Below are 23,396 nucleotides of genomic sequence, written 5' to 3' on the forward strand. Positions count from 1 at the left end.
CCGTGAGCGATTCCTCTCCGGGCCTGCCCTTGCTCGGCGTTCAGCCTGACCCCGTCGATCGCCTCATCCTCGATGAGGCTTCCGAGCTCGAGGGTGTGGATGCGCCGCTCGCGGTCGTCGGCGACGGCACGGGTGCGCTTGCCGTCGCGGCTGCCGAGCGGTTCGAGCTCGACACGATCCGCACGTTCCACGACTCGGTCACGGATGAGCGGGCGAGCGACGAAGCGGTCCGGGCGAGCTTCCGCTCACTGAAGGCGGTGCGCTTCGGGCTCGAGCCAGCTCTTTTCGACGGGGTGCGGCTCGTTCTCCTGCGCCTCCCGAAGTCGCTCGCTGAACTCGACGAGGTCCTGCGGCTCGTTGCCGCGCACGCGCATCCGGACGTGCGCGTCGTGGCCGGCGGGCGCATCAAGCACATGAGCCGCGGCATGAACGAGACTCTCGAGCGGTCCTTCGCGTCCGTGTCCGCGAGCCTCGGCAGGCAGAAGTCGAGGGTGCTGCACGCGAGCGGTCCGAAGCCCGAGCTGCGCGACGCGGAGACCGGGTACCCGATCGTGCAGAACTCCGACGAACTGGGCTTCGCGATCGCGAGCCACGGCGGCGCGTTCGCGGGTCCTCGCCTCGATCTCGGCACGCGCGAGCTGCTCGCGGCGCTTCGTGACGTCCCCGCCGACGTGCTGCCAGAGCATGGTGTCGGCGTCGACCTCGGCTGCGGCACCGGTGTGCTGGCGGTCTCGCTCGCAAGGCTCCGCCCGCGCTTCGAGGTCATCGCCAGCGACCGCTCCTGGACGGCGGTCGCCTCTGCCCGCGAGACGGCGCGGCTGGCGGGAGTCGAGGAACAGGTGGAGGTGCGTCGGGAGGACGCGGGGTCGAGCATCGAGTCCGCGACCGTCGACGTGGTGCTCCTGAACCCGCCCTTCCACGACCGCCACGAGGTCGTCGAGGACATGGCGCATCCGCTCTTCCAGCAGGCCGCGCGCATGCTGAAGCCGGGCGGCGCCATGCTGACGGTGTTCAACTCGGGCCTCGCTCATCGCGCCGCGCTCGAGCGGATCGTCGGCCCGAGCACGCAGATCGCTCGAGGCGCGAAGTTCACCGTCGTCCTCAGCCGAAGACGCGACTGATCGTCGCCTGCGCCCTGCCAGGCAACACAGCGGCGGATTGACGCGAACCGGCGGGCATCCGGTCGGTAGGCTGATCATCTGAACCGGAGGCGCAATGACCGATCTCATCCACATGCTTCGCGACTGGATGCCGAAGCAGCGCTGGTACTCGGGCGGTGAGGGCCGAGCACCGCAGCTCACCCACCTCGGCAGCTACGTGCTCGCCAACCCGAACGGCGAGGCGGGTGTGCACCTCGTGACGGTGCCGTGCATGCTCGATTCCTCCGGGGACGTGCCGGTCGTCTATCAGGTGCCGATCGTGCTCCGCGAGGTGGATGCGCGTGTGCCCGCCCTCGGGTACATCGGGTCGATCAGCAACGCGGCCGGGCGCGTGAGCGCCGTCGTGGACGGACCTCACGACATCGCGTTCGCGAAAGCGCTCCTGGCGCTGTTGGAGCGGGAGGGGCATGCGACCGGCGCTGGCGGGCGAAGCGACATCGCGGCGTACGGTCTGCCGATGCCCGGGGCTGTCGTCGGCAGCTTCGTCACCAGCCGGGTGCTGTCGGGCGAGCAGTCGAACACGTCCATCATCTGCGAGATGCGGCTGCCGGAGGGAAGCGATGCTCCACCGCTCATCCTCAAGGTGTTCCGGATGCTGCACGACGGCGAGAATCCGGAGGTGACGCTCCAGTCTGCGCTCACCGCGGCCGGATCGGTGCGGGTGCCCCCGGCCATCGGGCATCTCTCGGGCTTCTGGCCTGACCCGCGTACGAGCAGCGGTCGTGCGTCGGGAAACTTCGTGTTCGCGCAGGAGTTCCTTCCGGGCGTCGAGGATGCGTGGCGCGTCGCGCTTCGTGCCGCTGAGACGGGCGACGACTTCGGTGACGCCGCGTACACCCTCGGAACGGCAACCGCTGAGGTGCATCGCACGCTGCGCGACGTGCTTCCGAGCGTCGAAGCGACCGCCCCGAAGGTGCAGGCCGAGGTCGCCGCTATGCGCCAGCGGCTGGATGCGGCCATCGCGGTCGCGCCGTCGCTGGAGCGCCTGCGTGGTGCGGCAGAGGAGGTCTACGCGCGCGCGGCGGACATGAACTGGCCCCGCCTGCAGCGAGTGCACGGGGACCTTCACCTTGGCCAGGTGCTGGCCGTCGAAGATCGCGGCTGGGTGTTCCTCGACTTCGAGGGTGAGCCGCTGCGCAGCATCGAGCAGCGCAACACGGCGGATGCGCCGCAGCGTGACATCGCCGGAATCCTTCGCTCCTTCGACTACGTCGCAGGGTCGCTCGAGATGACGACCGGCCGCAACGTCGCGGGCGATTGGGCCGCGCGGGCGCGTCAGTCGTTCCTCAACGGCTACGCGGCAGCAGTGAGCGGTGAGCCGCGGGTCGGTCGCCACACCGGTGCGATCACCCTTGACGGACGGGCGGCCCGCCGACAGGCGCAGGATGCACGCGACGGTGGCAGCGCTCGGGAAGGCGCGGGCGAGGGCGCGTCAGGCGGCTATCCGCGACCGGACGCGTCGGAGAGTCGACCGCTGAGCGCTGCCGAGGCTGCTGCGCTCATCCGCGTGTTCGAGCTCGACAAGGCCCTCTACGAAGTGATCTACGAAGCATCACAGAGGCCGGCCTGGCTGCGGATCCCCGTGCGGGCGGTGCAACGCATCCTCGCCTGAGCGGAGGCGGGTTGCCGCTCGGCCCCTGGTACCTGATGTCTGGTCGTCGGTTTGGGATGCAGACGAAGTTATCCACAGATCAGGCACGCCATCGTTCCGGGTGCGTCCTCGCGACTACGTTCGCGAGTACGCAACCGGAAGGACGTACGTGACGCGTGACAACACTTTCAACAGCTTCGTGACCGACCCGCGAGGGGTGCCGAGCGCCGGAGGCTACTCGCCCGAGGTGTACGACCTGCTGCTCGACGCGGGTGGGCGACTGGCTTCGTTCTACGCGGCAAGAGCCGCCCGAGCTCGAAGCGCCCACGAGTACCGGCGCTGGCAGGACAAGCTCGCCGCGCTCCGCGAGGAGATCGCCGACGTCGATGCGCAGTCGAACGTGAGCGTCGTCGCGAAGCGCAACGAGCTGATCGAGCGCTGCCGCTCCGAGACGCGCGGCAGCGAAGGGGCGGGCACCGTGCGCGGCGCGAGCTGACCGCGACGGCGATGCGTGCAGACAACCACGATGAGAGGACGAGCATGACCGAGGAACCCCAGAACGACGAGCGCGTCGAGCCTGTCGAGCCCGCCGACGACTACGACCCCATGATCTACGACGCGATGCGTGAAGCCGCGAACCGGCTCGGCGGCTTGTACATGGAGCGCTGGCACCAGGCGAGGACTACTGAAGAACGCGACCTGTGGCTGCAGAAGAACATCGCCGTGAGCCTGGAGGCTGATGCCGTTGACAGTTACTCGCTGGCTGAGGTGCAGGCCAAACGGGCGGAACTCGTGCGAAGGTTCCATGCTGAGGACCAGCAGGTATGAGCGCCGGTTACGAGCTCAGCCGGCGGGAGCTTTCCGAGCTCTTCAACGAAGCAATCACGCCGTGGGTGGATGCTCGCTTGGCGCGAGCCGCGCCTGGACCCGCGACCTTGGTCCTGGTCGGTGCGCAACCCGGTGCAGGGAAGACGCGCGTCGTCTCACGAGCCAGTCGGGATACGGGCAGCGCCGTCGCTGTGGTGGGGGACGATCTTCGACAGTTTCACCCCGACTACGCGCGTCTCATGCGTGAGGATCCGCTGCGGATGCCGGAGGTGACGGCGCAGGCGTCGGGTGCGTGGGCGCGCATGTCGAGCGACTACCTGCGGGAGCGCCAGGCGTCGGTTGTGTTCGAGACGACGTTCAGGCAGCCGGACGCGGTCGTGGCGACGGCGAAGGAGTTCCGGGATGCTGGCTACCGCGTCGAGGTGCGTGCGCTTGCCGTTCCCGAGGCCGTCTCACGCCTCGGGGTGCTGTCGCGCTATGCGGAGCAGGTGCGCGACCAGGGAGTGGGCCGTTGGACGCCGCAGGAGTTCCACGACAACGCCGCCGAGCAGATGCCGAAGTCGCTCGAACGGGTGATCTCCGAGGGCTACGTGGACAGGGCGCTCGTCGTCGATCGCACCGGCCGCACGCTCTACGCCGCCGACATCGACCCCGCCCTGGCGAGCTCGCCAGACGCGAGAGACGGCGCTCACGCTCGCACCGCTGTCGACAACGGCAGGGCGCTCCAGAACCTCGACCGTGCCTCCGCCCGCTCATGGCTCGGCACGCTCGACCGAGACGCGAACGACGTCCTCGACCGCGCCACCCTGGGCCGCGACGTGCTGTCCACCATCGACGACCTCCGCCGCGACGGAGCCCGAATCGCACCCCTCGCGCACGAACCGAACAGCGCGGCAGCGTCCACCGCAGCCGCCAGGCTCACAGCCCTCGGCGACCGAACCAGCCAAGCGCGAGACGCTCTGGAACGCAGAACAGGGCACGACCAAGCTGCCGCTGCGCCCACACAGCAGCTGCAGTCGCAGCTCACCACCACACTCGACACGACACTCGGCACCAGTTCCCGGCTGCAGCCTGAAGCCGTGCGCACGCACACGCAGCAAGCAGCCCCTGTCCAAGAACGCTGAACCGACACCGAGGTCGCCGGGCTGCGTCAGGTCAACCGACCCGGCGCAGCTCCGGCTCCCGCACCCGCAGGAACGGCGCATACGGCAGCAGGAACCGCTGCGCCAGCCGACCGAGCACGCCGGCGTCCGGAGCCAGCTCCACCTCAGCTCCACCACCCACCAGCACCGCAGCCAGATTGCGCTTCGCGGTCGTACCCCACTGCTCCAAGATCGACGTGTGCCCCGTCAACAGGTCCCTGAAGGCCAACGGCGCCCCAGAGGCGCGCTTCTCCTGCGCCGCACCCAGCACACCCGTCTCAAGACGAACAACACCCTGCGCGTGCGCCGGATCCGCTCCGTGCCCGAAATGCCCCGCCCGACCCAGGAACGGGAGATGCACGTTGATGCCGAGAATCGGACCAACTGACGGATCCACAGGGGACAGCAACGCATAGTGCGGCACACGAGCCGACGCCGGCAGATCATCAAGCGACGTCACCCCATGCCCAAGACCAGCGCTCGACACATGCACGACCCGATCCACGCGCATCCCCAACGACATGGCACGCCCCGTCACCCCACCGCCGAAGCTGAAGCCGAACGCGGTCAACGCCACGCGTCCATCCCGAGGAATCGCGTTCACGAACGCCCCGAGCTTGCGGGCGAGGCCATCCGCCATCGCGGCCGACAATGCCAGCGGGCCACGAGGGAAACGGCCACCCTGCCACACCACCAGCCCAGCCTCCCCAGCTGGTGCGAGCTTCAACAACTCCGACATGGTGTGCGCCTTGCCCTCGAAGTCCAACAACCTCGCCTCATTGCCAGGCACGAAGATGCCCACCGAGGAGACACTCTCCGCAAACGGAGAAGCCATGGGATCCTCCGACTCCGAGATCGCAGTCCCCACGTACTCGACGATCGAATCCCGTTCAGGATCGAACGCGAGCACGAACCGAGGCTTCCCACCACGATCCACGAAACCGCGACCGCCGTGCAGCTCCTTCAACTGATGTACAAGACGCTCGCGGTCACGCAGCTCACCCCGGCTCGCGTCCGCCAGGATGCTCTTGATCTCGCCACCCGCGAACGCGCTCGCACTACCGAGAGCCCGCTCGATGGAGGCGCCGGACTCGAGCGCCTTGATGGCCCGCCCAAGCGATTCCTGATTCGCGCGCACACGCAGGGCCCACGGAATGCCCTCGAGGTTGCCGACGAGAAGCGGCACCTGCTGCAGCAGCCGCGCCCGCTCCGAGGCAGACAATGCACCCCACCACTCCCGCGTCGTCGCGGCCGAGGGCGGCGCGTTCAGCACGCGGCGCAGGCGCCCGCGCGAGATCGGCCTCGACTCGATCAGGCGGGTGAGGTCAGCTAACGAAGAACGGGCTCGCACGCAGAAAGCGTAGCGAGCCCGTCCGACAATCCACGACGTGAATCTGCCGAGGCACAGGAGGCGGTCAGCCCCCGGCGCCAGCCAGAATCAGTAGTACTCGCCCTGGCGGAAGTCCCAGCTGTTGAACGATTCGGCGAGGATCGCCATGATGCGGTTGATGTCGAGGCCCTTGCGGATCACGACGGGCGCCGGCGAGATCGAGCGCTGGCCGCCCTGCTCGGGGATGAGGGTGCCGTCGGCATCCACCATCGAGATCATGACGCCCTGCTCGTGGCGCGTCTCCGTCGTCGCCTCCGGCTGGATCGACGCGACGTAGTCGTTGGCCTCGATGATGAGGTCGGCGCGGTCGTGGATGCGCTCGCCGATGCCCTCGACAAGGCCGCGGTTGCCCTTGCCGGACGGGTTCGCGGAGCTGGCGAACGCGAAGCGGCCGTGCTTCTCGTAGAGCTCCTTCGCGAGCTTCTCGCCGGGAACGCCGAACTTGATGACGAAGCAGCTCGTTCCGCGGCCGTCCATCATGAGTTCCTTGGTGCCGTCATCGGGAAGAGCCGCGACTGCCTCTTCCTTCCACGGCAGGATGCAGCCGAGGAGGATGTCGTCGTTCCAGTGGCGCTCGTAGAACGCGTCGATCTCCGGCGTGAGCTGCGCGAGCGCACGGAGCTGCTCGAGCGAGCCGCAGAGCACGACGCCCGGCTTGTTGCGGTTGCGCTCCTTCGCCTCGAACTTGCGCTCGAGTCCCTCCTTGTCGGAGGTCATGATGATGTAGCCGACCTTCGTCGGGACGACGACGAGTCCGCCGTCTCCGGTGAGGATGTCGACGGCTTCTGGCTGCACGTCGCCGTTCCACGCGATCAATTTGCTGTCCATAGCTGCGTTTCTCTCGAGAGTGGTGCTCGGGCTCGTCGAGCCGGAGTGAACTGTCGCGTCCGCTTGGGTCGCGTCGAGCATCGATCCTACTTGGTGTTGGCGCTCGACCAGGGTCGGGGGAGCCTCCGCCCGTAGGGTTGAGGGCATGGAGACTCCCCAGCAGGTCCCAGAAGACGGTGCTTCTCCGGAGCCCGAGCTCGAGGCGCTGGTCGTCGCATCTGGCTCCCGCCCGACCACGTCTGACGAGGCGGCTGCGGTGCTCGAGCGGTTTCTGCGCGAGACGGTCCCCCCGATCTTCGCCCTTGACCCGACCATGGACGTGCGCGGTTTCGATGCGGCGCGCGTCACCGCGCATCCGCTCGCGGGTGACCTCATGGGGCTCGACCTCGACTTCACCGGCCTCGAGGTGACCCTCGATCCGACGGTCGTCGACACCCCGCCGACGCCCGACTTCCCGGCGTTCGGCACCGAGGTGTCGAGGGCGGATGCGAAGGTCGCCGAGGTGCGTGCGCGTGCGCTCCCCATCCGCATCCAGGACGTCGACGTCGATGCGACGGTCACGGCGACCGGGGTGCACGTCGACTGGGCGGAGGACGATCTCGGTCAGCTGGCCCTCGCGCTCAAGCGCGGCACGGCCGGGGGTGAGGCCGTGACGGTCTTCCCAGTCGATGCCCTGTCGATCGATCTCTCGGCGCAGCAGCAGGCAGTGTCGGACGCCGTGGTCAAGTTGGTGCAGGAGTCGGCCGCCAGCCAGGGGTTCAGGGTGCCGCGCCTGGAGTTCGAGCTGACGCAGGCCGGGCCTCGCGGAGTGCACGTGCACGTCTCGGGCAAGGTCAAGCGCGGACTGCTGGGGGCCAGTCTGCTCTTCACGACGGAGGCTCAGCTCGGTGACGACCTCAAGATGCGGCTGCTCAAGCCCGCGCTCACGAGCCACAACCCCATCATCGGGCTACTGCTGCTCGCCGTGCGGAAGCAGATCCGCGAAGAATTGAAGGACCCCATCGATCTGCGCGACCTGCAGCTCGACCCGTTGAAACTCGACGATGTGCAGTTCGAAGTCGGCGAGCGCCTACGGCTGCGCCTCGACTACAGCTGACGGCTGCGAGCTCAGGTCCTATCTGATCGGTCCGCCGGTTCAGCGGCGCGATATTCGTCTTCGTCGGCGCGTACCTGGTCGAGTGCCCGTGCGAGCTGCTCCGTGAATCCGAGGCCAGTGAGGGGCAGCAGGAGCATCAGTGATGTCCACACGAACGACGCCAGCCGCGGGAAGCTCTGGCCATTCGTGAGGACGAGCTCGGCGAGGCAGGCCATGGCCGCGGCTCCCGAGATGCACAGTGCGAGGGGCAGCACCAGCGGGATGACGGTGCGCCGCTGATCTATGGCCCGCTCGATCTCATCCACCCTGGAGAGATTGAGACGGACGCGGTCGTTGGCAGGGTTGATCGAGTTCTCGAGCATTTGACGTGTCTCACGCGGGAGAGGTGATGCGCGGTGCGCGAGCCACATCCAGATCGCGAGCGGCAGCACTGCGGATGCGAGGGCGCCGCACAGCGCGAACAGGGTGATGGAGACAGCTCTGCGGAAGGGGTCGTCGATGTCCTCGACGAACGCACCGGATAGGGCCGCGCCTGCGGCGGCGCCAGCAGCGACGATAGCCGCGAGCGCCCAGCGACGGCGGGGAGGGAGAAGCCGGGGGAGGTTGGACACCGCAGCTCGCCACCCGAGGCGAGTCGTGGACTCGGCCGCAACGGGCACCTCGCGGATCTCGCCGGGGCCGAGCGCGGACAGCACGCCGGGGCCTGCCTTCGCCATCCTCGAGTCGGTCGCGCGTAGGCCGATGATCGCCGCGAAGGCGAAGAGGAAGGGAAGCCCGCCGAAGATCAGGAGGGCCATCCAGCTCCCCGGGAGCCCGAGCAGTCCCGCGATCGTGACGATCGCGAAGAACACGCCTGTCGCGATGCAGAAGGCGAGCAGTGGACGCCGTCTCTGCTTCTCTGCCATCCCACATCCCTGATTCGGCGTGCTTTATGAGCCTTTCGGCGCTGCGATCGAACACCACCGTAACGAAGTCGCTCCGCCGCTGGCTGGGCGCCGCATCCACCTGCGATACGGCGCCCACCCAGTGCGTGCGGCTACTTCGTGACCGAGACGGTGTGCGTGGTGCTCACCGTGCTGCCTGCGGCGTTGATGAACTCGACCGTGTACTCGTACTGGCCAGGGGCATTTCCCTCGACCTCCAGCACCGCCTTCTGGGCCGCGGGGCTCGCTGCGGTGAGCGTGCCGGCGCCGACCTCGACACCGTTCTCGAGGAACCGGTAGGAGGTGGCGTTGGTGCCCCACCAGAGGTTCGCGGTGACGGTGTAGCTGCCGTCTCCGTCCCAGTTGTCCGAGGAGAGGGACGGTGCGCCGGGGGAGGCGTTGGTCACCGTCACCGTGAGCGGTTCCGTCGAGGTCGTCCCCTTCGAGTTCACCAGCTCGCCGGTGAAGACGTAGGTTCCGTTCTTCAGGCCGGCGATGTCGACGACAGCTGACTGAGCCGCCGGTGAGTTCATGCCGAGCGGTGTCGTGCTGACCAGCTGGCCGTCTTGGTAGAGGCGGAAGACGGAGCCGTTCTCGCCCCACCACAGGTTCATGGTCAGCTGGAACTCGCCGTCGCGGAGGCCGGTGTTCCAGCCGTCGTTGGAGGAGAGCACGCCCTTGCCTGGCGCCTTCGTCGCACCGTCGTCCGTGGGAGCTTCGCTCAGGGTCACGGGTGCGGTCGCTGCCGAGCGGGGGCTTTCTCCGGAGGCGTTGACGCCGGTCACCTCGTAGGAGTGCGTCGAGCCGGGAGCGAGCCCCTCGACGGTGCAGCTCGTCTCGGTTGCCTCGCAGACCGGGTCCGAACCGCCCGCCTCGTAGACGCGGTAGCCGGTGAAGCCCGCACCGGTGTCCTGGAGGTCGTCCCAGGACACGGTGATGGCGGTGTCGCCCGCTTGCGCCGCGACAGCGTTCTGCGGGATGCCGGGCAGCGTCTCGTCGGCGACTGCCAGCCAGGAGATGACCGGCTTCTCGCCGCCAGCGCCCTCGTTGGTCACGAGGTAGTCGACCGTGGCTGCCTCCGAGAGCGTGAAGGTCAGCCCTGCGGAGAGCTTGGGGGTGGAGCCGGAGAGCGGGATGCTTCCCTTCGCGAGCTCCGTGCCATTGACCGACACGGTCTGGTACATGGTCCTGCTCAGGTTCCACCACTCGGTGAAGCCACCGGTCAGCGTGTAGGTTCCGGCCTGGAGTGGGAGCCGGTAGCTCAGCTTGGTGGTGTCCTGGTAGAGACCCGTCGAGTACTTGTCCTTGAGGTCGGTTCCGGTCTTCAGCTTCATGCCATCCGCGACATGCCCCCATTGCTCGGCCGACGTGGAGACCTGGTCGACCTTGTCGTTTCGCAGTCCGTCGACGGCGGCTGACACTGCCGCGTACTGCGGCGAGGCGACGCCGTTCGTCCCGGCGTCGATGAAGTAGACGAGCCCGGGCGGGACGATCTCGAACTGCGCGACGACCGGTGCGTCGCTGTCGTCGAGGCGTCCGTGCGCCGTGATCGTCTCGTACTCGGTGCGGGCCTGCTCGTGGGCGGCTGGCTCCCATGTGACGGCCCGTTCGACGTCTGCGACCATCACCGTGTCGGGGAGCGGGTCATCGGTGTCGAGCACGCCCTGCACGCCGAGGTCGCGGGGCAGCGTCTGCACGTAGACGAGCGCGAGTCGGGCGTTGTAGCCGCTCGTCCCGTTGGTGCCGAACTCAAGCTCGACGACGGCTTCCTCGTCGAGCGTCAGCGTCTGCGCGATCGGCGTCGCCGACCCTGTCGAGACCGCTGTCTTCGAGGTGGTCTCGCCGTTCGCGGTGAGTTTCGCGGACAGGTTCGTCGTGAGTCCGGCACGGGGTGCCTGCACGCCGACGATGTCGTAGGAACCGGCGGGGAGAGTGAGGTGGTAGGTCACCGGCTTGTTGAAGTCGGCGCCGATGTACGACGACCCCCAGTCCTGTGGGGTGCCGCCCGCGAGCGTCGTCGCCGCAGTCGAGTACCCCCACGTGCTGCCTGGGGCCGCGCCGTCCCACTTCTGGTCGGCGGTCTCGTTGCGGAGCTCGGGCGAGACGGCCGCCGCGGCCGCATGAGCTGAACCTGCTGCTGACCCGCTCGAGCCGGAGTCGATGAAGTAGTCGAGGTCCGCGGGGATGACGAGCACGCTCGCCGAGAACCGCTGGTAGACGCCGGCTTCGGTCTTCTCCGCGGTCCGGCCGGTGGCCGTGAAGGTCGCAAGCTCACCCGTGGTCTTCGCGCTGGCGTTCGACGCGGCAGTCCAGATGACATCCGCCTCGGTCCCCGAGAGCGTGAGGGAACCGGGCAGGGCACGCTCGGCCGTGGTGATGGCGACGGAACCCAGGTCGGTCACGTCGGCGCTCACATCCTTCGGGGTGAGTGCGTCTGCGGCGGATGCAAGTCGCGCTTCGATCGCCGTCGCGCCTTCGACGTCGAGTCCGTACCCGACCGGGTCGGCGACCGCGGACTGCGCCGCCGTTCGAGCGGCAGCGAACGGGGCCCATGACTGGGGTGCGTAGTCAGCCTCGACGAGCTGCGCGACGGTGGAGACGGCTTCGGTGAGTGCTCCCGTGTCGACGCGCGTCGAATCCGCGACTGCACTGATCGTGGCGACCGAGTCGACGTTGAGCGAGCTGTCGTTGGCCGTCTTGACGACGACCGTGTGAGCGCCGTTCGCGAGGCCGCGGAGCGTGAACGTCGTTCGGGCGCTGCCCGCGCTCCAGGTCGGGGCTCCGAGCGCGAGGGGGATCCCATCCACCTCGACATCGAGCGTTGCAGTTCCGGGGTTGGAGCCGATGATGTCCAGGCCCGTTCCGGTGAAGGAGTAGCTCAGCGCGGCGCCCTTGGCGGTGCTCTTGGATGCCGTTCGCTGCCACTCGAACATGCCCTGTCCGTTGACGTGGCTCCAGTTGGCGTCGAACTCGAGCACCGGCGTCGACGTGTTCGACCAGCTGCTCTGGTGCATCCCGTCGATAATCTGCGTGGCGTATGGCGTGTATCCGGGCAGCGTCTCGATCTTCAGGTTGTCGAACTGCACGAAGTTGAAGCTGGACCCGAGTTGGATGCGCCCGGTTGCCTGCGGCGCGGCGTCCGTGTACGTGGCGATCTGCACGCCGTTGATCGAGGCCGTGTACGTGTCGGCGGCGACGGTCACGGCGATGGTGTTCCAGACGCCCGCGCCCGCGTTGAACGCGACGTCCGCATTGCCTGCCACGGTGCCCGTGGCGAGCGTCGTGCCGTAGCGGGTGAAGGTCCACGCTCCGGTGGGCTCGACCTTGAGCTCGGCTGCCGAGACGTTCTGCCCGTTCGCCGTGCCGCCCTGCTCTCGGGCGCCGATGGTCGCGTACTGCGCCCCCGCGGCCTCGAAGAGCACGTCGGCCGACACGGTGTAGTTCGCCCAGCGGGCGTCGCCGATCGTCGTCTTCGGGTCGCCGCTGTTCCAGGCGCCTCCGGCCATGCCTGGGCCCACCTGCTGCCTGAGCACGCGGCCGTGGGCGGCATCGGCCGTTGCGACCGACTCGAATGCGCCGTTGGTGTCGTTGGTATAGCGGGGCGTCACGCCCTGATCTTCTGGCTGCAGGGCTGGCGTCCCGCTCGGCTTCGCCTTGGCGCCGCGGCTGTCCAGGAATGACTCGCCGGAGTCGACGAGCGATCCGGTGGCAGGGTCGTAGCCGCTGATATTGCCGGTGCTGGCGTACTCGAAGTCGTCGGCGTAGAGGAACGTGTCGTCGGCGACACCGTTCTGGGCGCCGGTCGAGTCCGTGTCCAGGACGTCACGGCCGCCGGCCGGGTCCGTGTATTCGGGGGACGTGGGCAGTGCGCTCGCGTAGCCGTCCTTGGCGGTGAGCGTGCCGTCGGCTGCTGCTGTCGCCTGGTCGAGCGTCGTGAGGGTCATCGAGGACCAGGGTTTGACCTCGACCGTGTAGAGCCCGTCCCCGTTCGGCTCGATCTCCCCGACGGGTGCGAGGTAGTTGGCGTTGTACGCCTGCCCGGCATCCGCGGCGCGAGTCTCCCAGAGCTCGGCCGTGCGGTCTGCGCCGAGGGCCATGTCCTTCGCCGTGATGCGGTAGCTCTTCGTGAAGCTGCTGTCGTTGATGATGACGGTCGAGAAGTCGCTGGCATCTGGAGCCGCCAGGGTCGTGTAGGACGCGCCTCCGAGACGTGCGCCGTCCGGCGGGTTGCCCTTTCCGAGCTGGCTGTCGGAAGCCTGCGGGATGGCACGCCAGATGCCGGCGGTGTTGTCGTCGTTCTCCCAGCCGAGCTTCGCGAACTTGGTGAACTGCTCGATCATGGCGAGACCGCCGTCGTAGTACAGCCAGCCGGACCACGGGTCGCGAGCGCTCACGAGCTCCTTGGACGAGTACTGGAACCCGTCGTAGAACGAGCCGATCGCGGGCTGGAAGATGTTGAGGGTGCGTCGCGACTCGTCGAACCCGGTCGTCACCCAGTTGCCCATCTCGAGAGCGCTGTTCGGCCCGCCGAATCCGGTGCCCGTTCCGCCCTGCTCGTCGCTGTTGGTGTTGTTCGGGCGGTCGGCCGAGTTGGAGAACGTGGACTGGCCCTCCGAGTTCCACACCTCCTTGTCGAGCTGCTCGGCCACCTTCTTGAGGTTGCCGGCGCTGTCGTCGGCGCTCGAGTAGTGGAAGCCCACGACGTCCACCGCGTCGCGCAGCGAGGAATCGGTGGGGGACATCATCTCGTTGCCGAAGGACACCGGCGGGGTGCCGACCGTGTCGGCGGCGACCGTCTCGATGGATCGGTAGAGGTCCCGCTCCTCATCCGAGGCGAAGCCGCTGTTCGGGTCTGCCGAGCTCGTGCCCTCGTAGCCCTTCTCGTCGCCGCGGAGCCAGCCGGAGAAGTCCTTGTACAGCTGGATCTCGGGGGTACGCGTCTCGTTCGCGTCCGGGTTGATCGAGTCGACCATGATCCCGTACTCGCGGTAGGCGGCGAGCACGGTGTTCTTGAACCAGATGTACTGGGCGGCGTGGTCGGTGGCCCAGGCCGGCCGGTTCCAGCGCAGGATGCTGACGTGCACGTCGCCGTGCGCGACGAGCTGCGCGTCGGCGGCGAGCTGGAAGCCCGGCTCGCGCTGCACGTTGGGGTACTCGTCACGCGTGCGCATCGTCGACGGGTTCGGTCCCGTGGAGGTGTTGCGGTCGTTGCCCATCTCGATCTTGATGGTGTTCATGATCGGGCGGTCGCCCCCGAAGAGGGTCTCGATGAGCTCCCAGTACTTCTCCGGATGCTGCGACTTGTAGTCGAGGAGCAGCGCGCTCGTCGAGTTGGCGGTGAGGACGCCGAAGCCCTTGAAGGTGAGCCCGTTCACGTTCTCGGCGGCCGCCGCGACGTCTGCGGCGTCGATGGTGACCGAGACCGGCTCTGATCCTGCGGCCTGGGCAGGCGTCGGTGAGACGAGGACCGGGGCGATCATCGCCGCCGCCGTCGCCGCGATGAGGGACAGGCTCATCCGCCTCCTGCGAGCTCTCGGGGTGCTCGAGACTCGATCGAGCCGCTGGTCCTGAGGCATGTGCGCTCTCCGTTCTGTGCGCTGTCCGCGCTGCCTCGTCGACCGAGTGCGCGGCGGGCACGACTGTGTGCTTCCGAGCTGATCTTGGAGGGGGCCCGGGGAAAAGACCAGCAAAACGAACACGATCGTTCATGCTCGACGGGAAGCGAACACCTCTGTACGCTCGGATCCGTGGAATACATGCCGCAGTTCGGCCTGACGAGGCGAGAACGCATCCTCGGCGAGCTCCGGCGCGCGGGCTCCGTACGAGTGGCTGCGCTGGCGCGGCAGCTCGAGGTGTCCGAGCTCACGATTCGGCGTGACATCACGAACCTCTCCGACCGAGGTCTCCTCACCAGGGTTCACGGCGGCGCGACCCTGCGGAGTCGCCTCGACACGTCGGTGCCAACGGTCGCAGCACAGGCCACCCCGATCCGCTTCCGGGTCGGCATGGTCACCCCCTCGCTCAGCTACTACTGGCCGCAGGTCATCGTCGGGGCGCGGGCGGCGGCCACCGACCTCGGCGTGCAGCTGGTGCTCCGCGGCGCCAGCTACTCCGTCGATGATCAGCGTCGACAGATCTCGTCCCTCGTCGAATCCGGAGGCCTGCACGGGATCATCGCGGCGCCGGAGACCAGCGGCCCCGACGGTTGGGCGCTCCTGCACTGGCTGGAGTCTCTCCCGGTGCCCGTCGTGCTGGCGGAACGCCATGCCGCGTCTGTCGGCTCGCTCACGAGTCTCGAATGGGTCACCACGGACCACGTCTTCGGCGGTTCCCTCGCGGCCGAGCACCTTGCGGCGCTCGGACACCGCAGGGTCGGCATCCTGACGTCGGCGGGCTCCCCGACCTCAGCGCAGCTGCGGCAGGGGTGGACCGGCGCCGTCAAGGAGCTCGGCCTTGAGACGGCCGTCGACGTCGACGCGAATCTCGACGCCATGGACGGGCAGGCGAGGGAGGAGCTCATCGCCCGACTGCTCGACGACTGTCGCCGGGCCTCGGTGAGCGCCCTGCTCATCCACTCGGATCCTCAGGCGGTCCTCCTGCAGCAGTACGCCCGCGACCATGGCTGGTCGATTCCGCAAGACCTCGCGATCATCGCCTACGACGATGAGGTGGCGCAGAATGCCGAGCCGCCCATTACGGCGCTGCGTCCCCCGAAGCAGCACATCGGGCGCCTGGCTGTCGAGACGATGGTGTCTCGCCTCGACGAGGGGTCGAGCCGCCCGGTCCAGCGCACACGGGTCCTCCCCGTGCTGCACGCGCGCAGGTCGACCGCCGTCCCCTCCTGACCGTCAGCGGCCCATCCCCATCGCCCGCTCGTGGTCGATGAGCGCCTGCCGCACGGCGATGTCGGCGGCGTGCCCCGCGAGCTTCCCGCTCGCCCGCACGATGCGGTGGACGGGCACGAAGAGGCCGACGAGGCAGGCCCCGCAGGCGCTCGCGGCAGCCCTGGCGGCGCGGGGATGCCCCGCGATCGCGGCCACGTCGCCGTAGCTGGCGAGGGTGCCTGGCTCGACGAGCCTCGCCGCCCGCCACATGGCGCGGCGCAGCTCGGTGCCGTCCTGGTGGATGTCGATGGTCTCGAGCAGCGCGGGGTCGCCGTCGTCGTAGGCGCGGACGGCGGCGAGCGCAGGGTCGGTGTCGCCGAGCGCCCGCACGTCGAGGAGTTCCGACTGGCGGCCGAACACCGAGTAGGCGAGCGAGCTGGGGCTGCCGAAGCCGGCCGCGCGCACCGTGTCCGAGTCGCCCGCCTTCACGATGGAGAACTGCTCGCCCAGCAGCTCGACGCTGCCGACGCGGAGCGAAAAGGAGGGGGCGGTTCTCTCGTCGTGGGTATCGGCCATGGCAAGAACTCTGCCACGTTCGGAGAAGTCCTGATCAGGCTAGGAAGAGGGCGGCATGCGCGACGCTGGGAGTTGACTGAGGGAGGTCGCCGATGGTGGCACTGGCGCGCTCCAGACTCTAAACTTGAGTCATCACGACTCAACTCTTATTTGTCTGAGTCGAAAGCACACGTTCAACAAGGAGCCCCATGGCAAACATGCAAGGCGCTCAGGCACCAGACGAAGAGGCCAAGAGCGCACTCGAACAATACGGAATCAACCTCACCGACATCGCCCGCTCGGGCAAGCTCGACCCGGTCATCGGGCGTGACTCCGAGATCCGCCGCGTCAGCCAGGTGCTGACCCGCCGCACGAAGAACAACCCCGTGCTGATCGGCGAGCCCGGCGTCGGGAAGACCTCGGTCGTCGAAGGCCTCGCCCAGCGCATCGTCGCCGGCGACGTCGCCGAGTCGCTCAAGGACAAGGAGCTCGTGAGCCTCGACATGTCGGCGCTCATCGCGGGGGCCAAGTACCGCGGCGACTTCGAAGAGCGGCTCAAGGCGGTGCTCAAGGAGATCACCGAGTCCGACGGCCGCATCATCACCTTCATCGACGAGCTGCACACCCTCATGGGCGCTGGCGGCGGCGAGTCGAGCATCTCGGCCGCCAACATGCTCAAGCCCATGCTCGCCCGCGGCGAGCTGCGCCTCATCGGCGCGACGACGCTCGACGAGTACCGCCAGTTCATCGAGTCGGATGCGGCGCTCGAGCGACGCTTCCAGCAGGTGTTCGTGGGCGAGCCCAGCGTCGAAGACTCGATCGCCATCCTCCGCGGCCTGAAGGAGCGGTACGAGGCGCACCACAAGGTCTCGATCGCCGACCAGGCGCTCGTCGCCGCTGCCGCCCTCTCGAATCGCTACATCACCGGCCGCAAGCTGCCGGACAAGGCGATCGACCTGATCGACGAGGCCGCGTCCCGCCTCCGCATGGAGATCGACTCCTCGCCGGTCGAGGTCGACACGCTCCAGCGGCAGGTCGACCGGCTTCGCCTCGAGGAGCTGGCGCTCAAGAAGGAGCACGACGACGCGTCCAAGCAGCGTCTCGCCGCGCTCCGTGCCGACCTCGACGCCAAGAATGCGCGCCTGGGGGAGCTGAAGGAGCGCTGGAACGTCGAGCGCGCATCCCTCAACCGCATCGGCGAGCTGCGCGAGCAGCTCGACAACATCCGCATGCGCGCCGACCGTGCGCAGCGCGAGGGCAACCTCGAGCTCGCCTCTCGTCTCCTCTACGGTGAGCTGCCTGGCATTCAGAAGCAGCTGCATGAGGCCGAGGCCACGGAAGATGGCGGGCCCAAGCTCGTCAACGACCACGTCACGGCCGAGGACATCGCCGGGGTCGTGGCCGCGTGGACGGGCATCCCCGTCGGGCGCCTGCTGCAGGGCGAGATGGAGAAGCTCCTGCACCTGGAGGGTGAGCTCGGCAAGCGACTCGTCGGCCAGGAGAAGGCCGCCGCGACGGTGGCGGATGCGATCCGCCGCACTCGCGCGGGCATCGCAGACCCCGACCGTCCCACCGGCTCGTTCCTGTTCCTCGGCCCGACCGGTGTCGGCAAGACGGAGCTGGCGCGTGCGCTCGCCGAGCTCCTCTTCGACGACGAGAAGGCCATGATCCGCATCGACATGTCGGAGTACGGCGAGAAGCATTCCGTCGCCCGACTCGTCGGCGCCCCTCCCGGGTACGTCGGCTACGAGCAGGGCGGGCAGCTCACGGAGGCCGTGCGGCGCAGGCCGTACTCGGTGGTGCTGTTCGACGAGGTCGAGAAGGCGCATCCGGAGGTCTTCGACATCCTCCTGCAGGTGCTCGACGACGGGCGGCTCACCGACGGGCAGGGCCGCACGGTCGACTTCCGCAACGTCATCCTCATCCTCACCTCCAACCTGGGCTCGCAGTTCCTGATCGACCCGCTGCTCTCCCAGGAGGAGCGCGAGGACCGCGTCATGGCGGCTGTCCGGCAGTCGTTCAAGCCGGAGTTCGTGAACCGCCTCGACGACATCGTCGTGTTCAGCGCGCTCTCGCAGGACGAGCTGGCGCAGATCGTGGCGCTCTACATCGACCGCCTGCAGCGCAGGCTGGGCGAGCGGAGGCTCACGATCAAAGTCGACGACGATGCGCGGGCCTGGCTCGCCGAGCGCGGCTACGACCCCATCTACGGGGCCCGGCCGCTGCGGCGCCTCATGCAGCGCGAGATCGACGACCGCCTCGCGCGGGCGCTTCTCGCGGGAACCGTGCGCGACGGCGACACCGTCTCGGTGGTCGTGGCGAGCGACGGCGACTCGCTCAACGTGCAGTCGACGACGCCGCATTCGGCCGCAGTGGAGTAGGCGGCTGGCGGCGGGGGAGCGTGGTGCCGGAGATCTCTGGTGGGTAACTCGGGCGCGTCGCGCGCGCCGTGCATCCACTACCCCGCTTATCTTGAGCGGCATGGAGCACCTGCGCTGGATACTGCCACTCATCGCCGCACCCGTCGTGGCTGTGCTCGGCATCGTCGGCGTCGTCGCGCTGTCGCTGCGGAGGTTGACCTCCGTCCCGATCGCCAGCGACGACGTCATGGTGCTCTTCGGCCGGGACGCGTACCAGTTCTTCCTCGGCACGCTGGTGCCGCTGGTGCTGCTGGTCTCCATCGTCGGGCTCATCGTCTACGCCGTCTACGCCGTCGGGACGACGTTCGGGTGGATCGCGCTCCGTGAGACCCCGCTCTTCAAGGCGTGGATGCTGCCGCTGCTGTTCTCACCGGCCATCGCGGTCGTCGCGTTCTTCGTCGTCGCGTTCATGCCGTTCGTCGCGGGTCCGAGCGAGGCGCTCGTGCCGGTCGTCAGCGCACTCGGCGCGTTCATGGTGTGCCTCGCCGTCGCGGGTGCGCTGTGGTTCCGTGCGACGCTCGGCGCCCGGGCGGGCAAGCGCGCGGCGGCGGCCCCGGTGACCGGCGAGGTCGGCGTCACCGCCTGAACGCAGCGTCACCGCCTGAACGCAGAGAGCGGCCTTGTGGTCGTCAGAACTCAGTTCTGACGACCACAAGGCCGCTCTGTGCTGGCCCCGAAAGGGGCGTCGCGACTAGTTGAGCGCGGGCGTGTCCTCCGGGATGACGCCCGTGCCGTACAGGTCGGTGGCGAGGTCGCGAAGCGCGCGCAGTGCGACGCGCTGCGTGAGCGGGCCGTAGGAGACGCGGGCGACGCCGAGCTCCTGGAACTCTGCCGCCGTCAGCGCGCCGGGGAGTCCGATGACGGACAGCTTGCCGACGCCGAGGCCCTCGACGAGCGGCTCGACCGTCTCACGGTTGACGGCGCCCGGCACGAAGACGAGGGATGCGCCAGCGTCGATGAACGCGCGACCGCGGGCGATCGCGTCGTCGATGCTCTCGGAGATGGGGCGCTCGCCGCCGCGCACGATGGCGTCGGTGCGCGCGTTCAGCTGGAAGTTGACGCCCTCGCCCTCGGCTGCGCGGATGATGGCGGCGACGCGGGCGACCGACTCGTCGAACGGACGCAGGCGGTCCTCGACGTTGGCGCCCACGATGCCGAGCCCGATGGCGCGGCGGATGGTCTCGGCCGGGTCCTCGAAGCCGTCGTCGAGGTCGGCCGTGACGGGCAGGTCGACGGCGTCGACGATGACCTTGGCGCCCGCGAGGGCGACGTCGAGGGGCATGGTGCCGTCGGCGTAGCCGTAGGAGGCGGCGATGGAGTGGCCCGCGGTCGCGATGGCCTTCGTCTCGGGAAGGGCCGCGACGGTCTGGGCGCTGATCGCGTCCCACACGTTCACGACTCGGAGGATCTCCCGGGCCTGGTGAAGTTCTGCCAAGCGATTGGCGCGGTCTGCTGTGCTGACATCCGTCATCGTGCTGTCCTCTGCTTCTGGTGATGCGGGCCGGGGCGACCCGAGCGATATGGCCGTGCGGCCACGGTCACTGTTCTTACGGCACCCGGCTGATGCCGGGCGGTGAGCCTCGTCGGGCCGCGGCTCAGCGCTCGATCGACGCGAAGTCGCTGAGCTCGCGTCGTGAGCGCGGCGACGTGTCGCGGGCGCGGATCTTCTCGTTCACGGCGTCCGAGTCGTCGTGCTGGCCGACGGCGATGACCGTGATCGGGGTCCGACCGGCGGGCAGTTCGAGCGCCTCGGCGAGCGCATCCACGTGGAAGCCGCCCATCTGGTGCGTGTGGAGGCCACGCGACTGCGCCTCGATCGAGAGGTGCGCGGCAACTGCGCCCGCGTCGTACTCGGCCCAGCGCAGCGCCTTCCCGTCGCGCTCATGCTCGACGGTGACGGCGATGAGGAGCGAGGCACGGTCCGCCCAGGCGAGGTTGAAGTCCATGAGGGCGCCGTAGATCTTGTCGAACGTCGCCGTGCCGCGGGCCCCAGCGACGAGGGTCGTCGGCTGCGTGTTGCTCGCCGAGGGCGCCCACCGCCCGGCTTCGAAGATCGCCGTGAGGTCCTCATCGGAGATCTCATGGTTCGCGTCGAAACCGCGCGGGCTCCAACGGTCGGAGAGGGCGTCGAGGATCGGGACGGAAGTCTCGTTGCGGACGGTCAGCTGCTCGGTCATGTGACTCCGTTCTTGGCGCGATGCGCGGGTCTGCGGGGGAGGTGGCCGTGGCCACCCGTACGGCAACAACCAGTTGTAGTTGCAAGCTATTCCCCCGAGCTGTGCGGGGCGATCAGGGTTACGGCGTATTTCCAGATGCGCCCGCCCGAGCCCGTGCGTATCTTTGGGGCATGTCGCATCCACACACCCACGGGCATCTCGGCGTCGACGTGCCCGACAGCCGCGGTCGAACCGGCCTCGATCGCGTCGGACGTGACCTGACCCGCAACCCCAACGTCGAGGTCGAGAACGTCGAGGTCACGTCCGACGGCTGGCACGTGCTGCGGCGCACGACGTTCCGGTACCGCGGACGCGACGGCGAATGGGCGACGCAGCAGCGCGAGACCTACGACCGCGGCAACGGCGCCACGATCCTGCTCTACGACCTCGACGCACGCAAAGTGCTCCTCGGCCGCCAGTTCCGCTACCCCGTCTACGTCAACGGACACGAAGACGGCATGCTCCTCGAGACCGCCGCCGGCCTCCTCGACGGCGACTCCCCGGAGGACGCGATCCGCCGCGAAGCCGAGGAGGAGCTCGGCGTCGTCGTCGGCCAGGTCACCCCGGTCTTCGAGCTGTTCATGAGCCCAGGGTCAGTGACCGAGAGCATCCACTTCTTCGCAGCCCCCTGGTCGGCCGACGCGTCAGTCACCGGCGGTGGCGGCGTCGAGGAGGAGGGCGAGGAGATCGAATCGGTCGCCCTCGACTTCGACGAGGCGCTGCGGATGATCGCGCGCGGCGAGATCCAAGACGCGAAGACCGTGCTGCTGCTGCAGTGGGCGGCCTTGAACCTGCCCTGGCCCGCCTCGCGAGGAGGAACCCATGTCTGACCCGTTGTTCGAGGGCCTCAGCGCCTTCCCCCTCACACCCATCACATCGACAGGCGTCGACGCGGCCCGCTACGCCGGGCTCGTCGAGCGGATGCAGGCGGCCGGGGTCGACTCAATCAGCGCGCTTGGCTCGACCGGCAGCTACGCGTACCTCGACGTCGCCGAGCGGGCATCCGTCGCGAAGCTCACCGTGCAGCACGCCGGGTCCGTGCCCGTCATCGTCGGCATCGGCGCGCTCCGGACCCGCGATGTGCTCGAGAACCTCCGCTCGGCAGAAGATGCCGGCGCCGCGGCCGTCCTCCTCGCCCCGGTGTCGTACCAGCCGCTCACCGAGGACGAGGTCTACGGGCTCTACGAAGACGTCGCCGCCACCTCGAGCCTGCCGATCATCGTCTACGACAACCCCACCACCACGGGGATCGTCGTGAGCGACGCCCTGCACGCGCGCATCGCCGGCCTCGACCTCGTACGGTCGATCAAGATCCCGCCAGCATCGCTGGACGTGGCACAGGTGAGCTCGCGAGTCACCGCGCTCCGCGACGCGGTCGGCCGGCCCATCTCCGTCGGCATCAGCGGCGACCCCTACGCCGCGGCCGGCCTGCTCGGCGGATGCGACGTCTGGTACTCGGTGCTCGCCGGCGTTCTCCCCACCGAGTGCCTCGCCATCACCCGGGCCGCGCTCGGGGGCGAGGCGGAGCTCGCGCTCAGCCTCTCGGCGCGACTCGACCCGCTCTGGGAGCTGTTCCGCGCCCACGGCAGCTACCGCGTCGCATCCGCCATCGCCGCCCAGCTCGAACTCGTGCCAACCGTCAACCTGCCGAGGCCCGTGCACGAGCTCGATGCTTCGGGTCAGCGTGCCGTCGCGGCGGCGCTCCGCGCGATCTGAAGTTGGGCAGGTTCGGAGGGTGGTGGGTGCGCCGGGGTTCGGCGGGTGACGCGTGAGTGAGATCGTCAGCCTCGAGCTGCTCTTCGACCCCGTGACCGAGGCCCGTATCCGGGACGAGTGGCGCGTGCTGCAGGAGCTCGGCGTGTCCAGCATGGGCGCCCACACGAGTGCCAGCAACCGTCCGCATCTGTCGCTGCTGGTGCGCGGCGGCGTCGCCCCGATCGACGCTGCAGGGCTGAACACTGGTGCTGGTGCTGGTGCTGGCGCCGCCGCGGAGTCCGAGCCCGATGCTGCGACGGTGCATCCTCCGCTCGTGTCTGCCGAAGTGCGCCGAGCTTCCGGTCGCCTTCCCCTGGCGGTGACGTTGGGTGCGCCCCTGCTGTTCCGGCACGGCGACCGCGCGGTGCTCGCCCGGACCGTGCTGCCGACGAGCGGCTTGCTTGAGCTCCACGCCGAGGTGCACGCGCTCTCCGGAACGGTCTCGGCCGCCTCGGATCTGCCGCACACGACGCCGGGAAGCTGGACGCCGCACGTCACCCTTGCCCGGCGCCTGAAGCTGACCGACCTGGATCGCGCACTCTCGGCGCTCGAGCTGGAGCCGATCCAGGCGCAGGCCACCGAGCTGCGGCTCTGGGACGCGCGCGTCGGCACCGCGCACCAGCTCGCCTGACCAACATGAGTGCACAATCGGCCCGCGCGGCCGGTTT

General features: G+C 68.8%; 19 protein-coding genes. 12 read left to right on the forward strand and 7 right to left on the reverse strand.

Going from position 1 to position 23,396, the window contains the following annotated elements; all coding sequences use genetic code 11:
• Positions 1-2 precede the first annotated feature (2 nt).
• The 5 genes from HDC34_RS18120 (at position 3) to HDC34_RS02540 (ending at position 4,703) form a co-directional block, all read left to right on the forward strand.
• A complete protein-coding gene (locus HDC34_RS18120) occupies positions 3-1,121 on the forward strand; it encodes a methyltransferase (RefSeq protein ID WP_179555711.1) in 1,119 nt (372 codons plus the stop codon).
• A gap of 94 nt (positions 1,122-1,215) precedes the next feature.
• On the forward strand, positions 1,216-2,772 hold the full coding sequence (locus tag HDC34_RS02525) for an aminoglycoside phosphotransferase (RefSeq protein WP_179555712.1): 1,557 nt from the start codon (positions 1,216-1,218) through the stop codon (positions 2,770-2,772).
• 148 nt (positions 2,773-2,920) lie between these two features.
• The gene (locus HDC34_RS02530; protein ID WP_179555713.1) at positions 2,921-3,247 is read left to right on the forward strand and encodes a hypothetical protein; all 327 of its coding nucleotides are present in this window, start codon (positions 2,921-2,923) and stop codon (positions 3,245-3,247) included.
• A 44-nt stretch (positions 3,248-3,291) separates the two neighbouring features.
• Positions 3,292-3,579 carry a hypothetical protein gene (locus tag HDC34_RS02535; RefSeq protein ID WP_179555714.1) on the forward strand — a complete coding sequence of 96 codons (288 nt, stop codon included), beginning with the start codon at positions 3,292-3,294 and terminating at the stop codon, positions 3,577-3,579.
• Positions 3,576-4,703 (forward strand): zeta toxin family protein, encoded by a 1,128-nt coding sequence (locus tag HDC34_RS02540; protein ID WP_179555715.1) that lies wholly within the window; start codon positions 3,576-3,578, stop codon positions 4,701-4,703. Before HDC34_RS02535 ends, HDC34_RS02540 begins: the two co-directional genes overlap by 4 nt.
• A 31-nt stretch (positions 4,704-4,734) precedes the next feature.
• Here HDC34_RS02540 and HDC34_RS02545 read toward each other — a convergent pair whose 3' ends face one another.
• Together HDC34_RS02545 and HDC34_RS02550 are read right to left on the reverse strand one after the other, a co-directional pair.
• Positions 4,735-5,994, reverse strand: coding sequence for an alpha/beta hydrolase (locus HDC34_RS02545; RefSeq protein WP_179555716.1), 1,260 nt, complete (start codon positions 5,992-5,994; stop codon positions 4,735-4,737).
• 165 nt (positions 5,995-6,159) lie between these two features.
• A complete protein-coding gene (locus tag HDC34_RS02550; protein WP_104254793.1) occupies positions 6,160-6,939 on the reverse strand; it encodes an L-threonylcarbamoyladenylate synthase in 780 nt (259 codons plus the stop codon).
• 145 nt (positions 6,940-7,084) lie between these two features.
• On the opposite strand from HDC34_RS02550, the gene HDC34_RS02555 reads away from it, so the two are divergent.
• Positions 7,085-8,035, forward strand: coding sequence for a hypothetical protein (locus tag HDC34_RS02555; protein ID WP_179555717.1), 951 nt, complete (start codon positions 7,085-7,087; stop codon positions 8,033-8,035).
• Between the two features lie 11 nt (positions 8,036-8,046).
• On the opposite strand, the gene HDC34_RS02560 is transcribed toward HDC34_RS02555, so the two are convergent.
• Complete coding sequence (locus HDC34_RS02560; RefSeq protein WP_179555718.1) at positions 8,047-8,940, reverse strand: hypothetical protein; 894 nt, start codon at positions 8,938-8,940, stop codon at positions 8,047-8,049.
• A gap of 131 nt (positions 8,941-9,071) precedes the next feature.
• Positions 9,072-14,474, reverse strand: a complete 5,403-nt coding sequence (locus tag HDC34_RS02565; protein ID WP_179555719.1) for a chitinase N-terminal domain-containing protein — start codon at positions 14,472-14,474, stop codon at positions 9,072-9,074.
• Between the two features lie 240 nt (positions 14,475-14,714).
• Between HDC34_RS02565 and HDC34_RS02570 the strand changes: the two genes are divergently transcribed.
• The gene (locus HDC34_RS02570; RefSeq protein WP_179557061.1) at positions 14,715-15,803 is read left to right on the forward strand and encodes a substrate-binding domain-containing protein; all 1,089 of its coding nucleotides are present in this window, start codon (positions 14,715-14,717) and stop codon (positions 15,801-15,803) included.
• Between the two features lie 3 nt (positions 15,804-15,806).
• On the opposite strand, the gene HDC34_RS02575 is transcribed toward HDC34_RS02570, so the two are convergent.
• On the reverse strand, positions 15,807-16,358 hold the full coding sequence (locus HDC34_RS02575) for a methylated-DNA--[protein]-cysteine S-methyltransferase (RefSeq protein ID WP_179555720.1): 552 nt from the start codon (positions 16,356-16,358) through the stop codon (positions 15,807-15,809).
• A gap of 188 nt (positions 16,359-16,546) precedes the next feature.
• Here HDC34_RS02575 and HDC34_RS02580 point away from each other — a divergent pair, with 188 nt between their 5' ends.
• Together HDC34_RS02580 and HDC34_RS02585 are read left to right on the forward strand one after the other, a co-directional pair.
• On the forward strand, positions 16,547-18,718 hold the full coding sequence (locus HDC34_RS02580) for an ATP-dependent Clp protease ATP-binding subunit (protein WP_179555721.1): 2,172 nt from the start codon (positions 16,547-16,549) through the stop codon (positions 18,716-18,718).
• A gap of 100 nt (positions 18,719-18,818) precedes the next feature.
• Positions 18,819-19,343, forward strand: a complete 525-nt coding sequence (locus HDC34_RS02585; RefSeq protein ID WP_179555722.1) for a hypothetical protein — start codon at positions 18,819-18,821, stop codon at positions 19,341-19,343.
• Positions 19,344-19,448: 105 nt separating this feature from the next.
• Here HDC34_RS02585 and HDC34_RS02590 read toward each other — a convergent pair whose 3' ends face one another.
• Both HDC34_RS02590 and HDC34_RS02595 read right to left on the reverse strand, forming a co-directional pair.
• Complete coding sequence (locus HDC34_RS02590; protein WP_179555723.1) at positions 19,449-20,228, reverse strand: isocitrate lyase/phosphoenolpyruvate mutase family protein; 780 nt, start codon at positions 20,226-20,228, stop codon at positions 19,449-19,451.
• Between the two features lie 124 nt (positions 20,229-20,352).
• On the reverse strand, positions 20,353-20,934 hold the full coding sequence (locus tag HDC34_RS02595) for a nitroreductase family protein (protein ID WP_179555724.1): 582 nt from the start codon (positions 20,932-20,934) through the stop codon (positions 20,353-20,355).
• 170 nt (positions 20,935-21,104) lie between these two features.
• On the opposite strand from HDC34_RS02595, the gene HDC34_RS02600 reads away from it, so the two are divergent.
• From HDC34_RS02600 to HDC34_RS02610, 3 genes are read left to right on the forward strand one after another with little or no spacing between them, the layout of a single operon-like run.
• Entirely contained in the window at positions 21,105-21,803 is a 699-nt protein-coding gene (locus HDC34_RS02600) for an NUDIX domain-containing protein (RefSeq protein WP_179555725.1), read from the forward strand.
• Entirely contained in the window at positions 21,796-22,689 is an 894-nt protein-coding gene (locus HDC34_RS02605) for a dihydrodipicolinate synthase family protein (protein WP_218854864.1), read from the forward strand. The genes HDC34_RS02600 and HDC34_RS02605 overlap by 8 nt, the downstream gene beginning before the upstream one ends.
• A gap of 52 nt (positions 22,690-22,741) precedes the next feature.
• Positions 22,742-23,359, forward strand: a complete 618-nt coding sequence (locus tag HDC34_RS02610) for a 2'-5' RNA ligase family protein (RefSeq protein ID WP_179555726.1) — start codon at positions 22,742-22,744, stop codon at positions 23,357-23,359.
• Positions 23,360-23,396 lie beyond the last annotated feature (37 nt).

Origin of the sequence: Pseudoclavibacter sp. JAI123, assembly GCF_013409665.1 — a bacterium.
GTDB lineage: Bacteria > Actinomycetota > Actinomycetes > Actinomycetales > Microbacteriaceae > Pseudoclavibacter.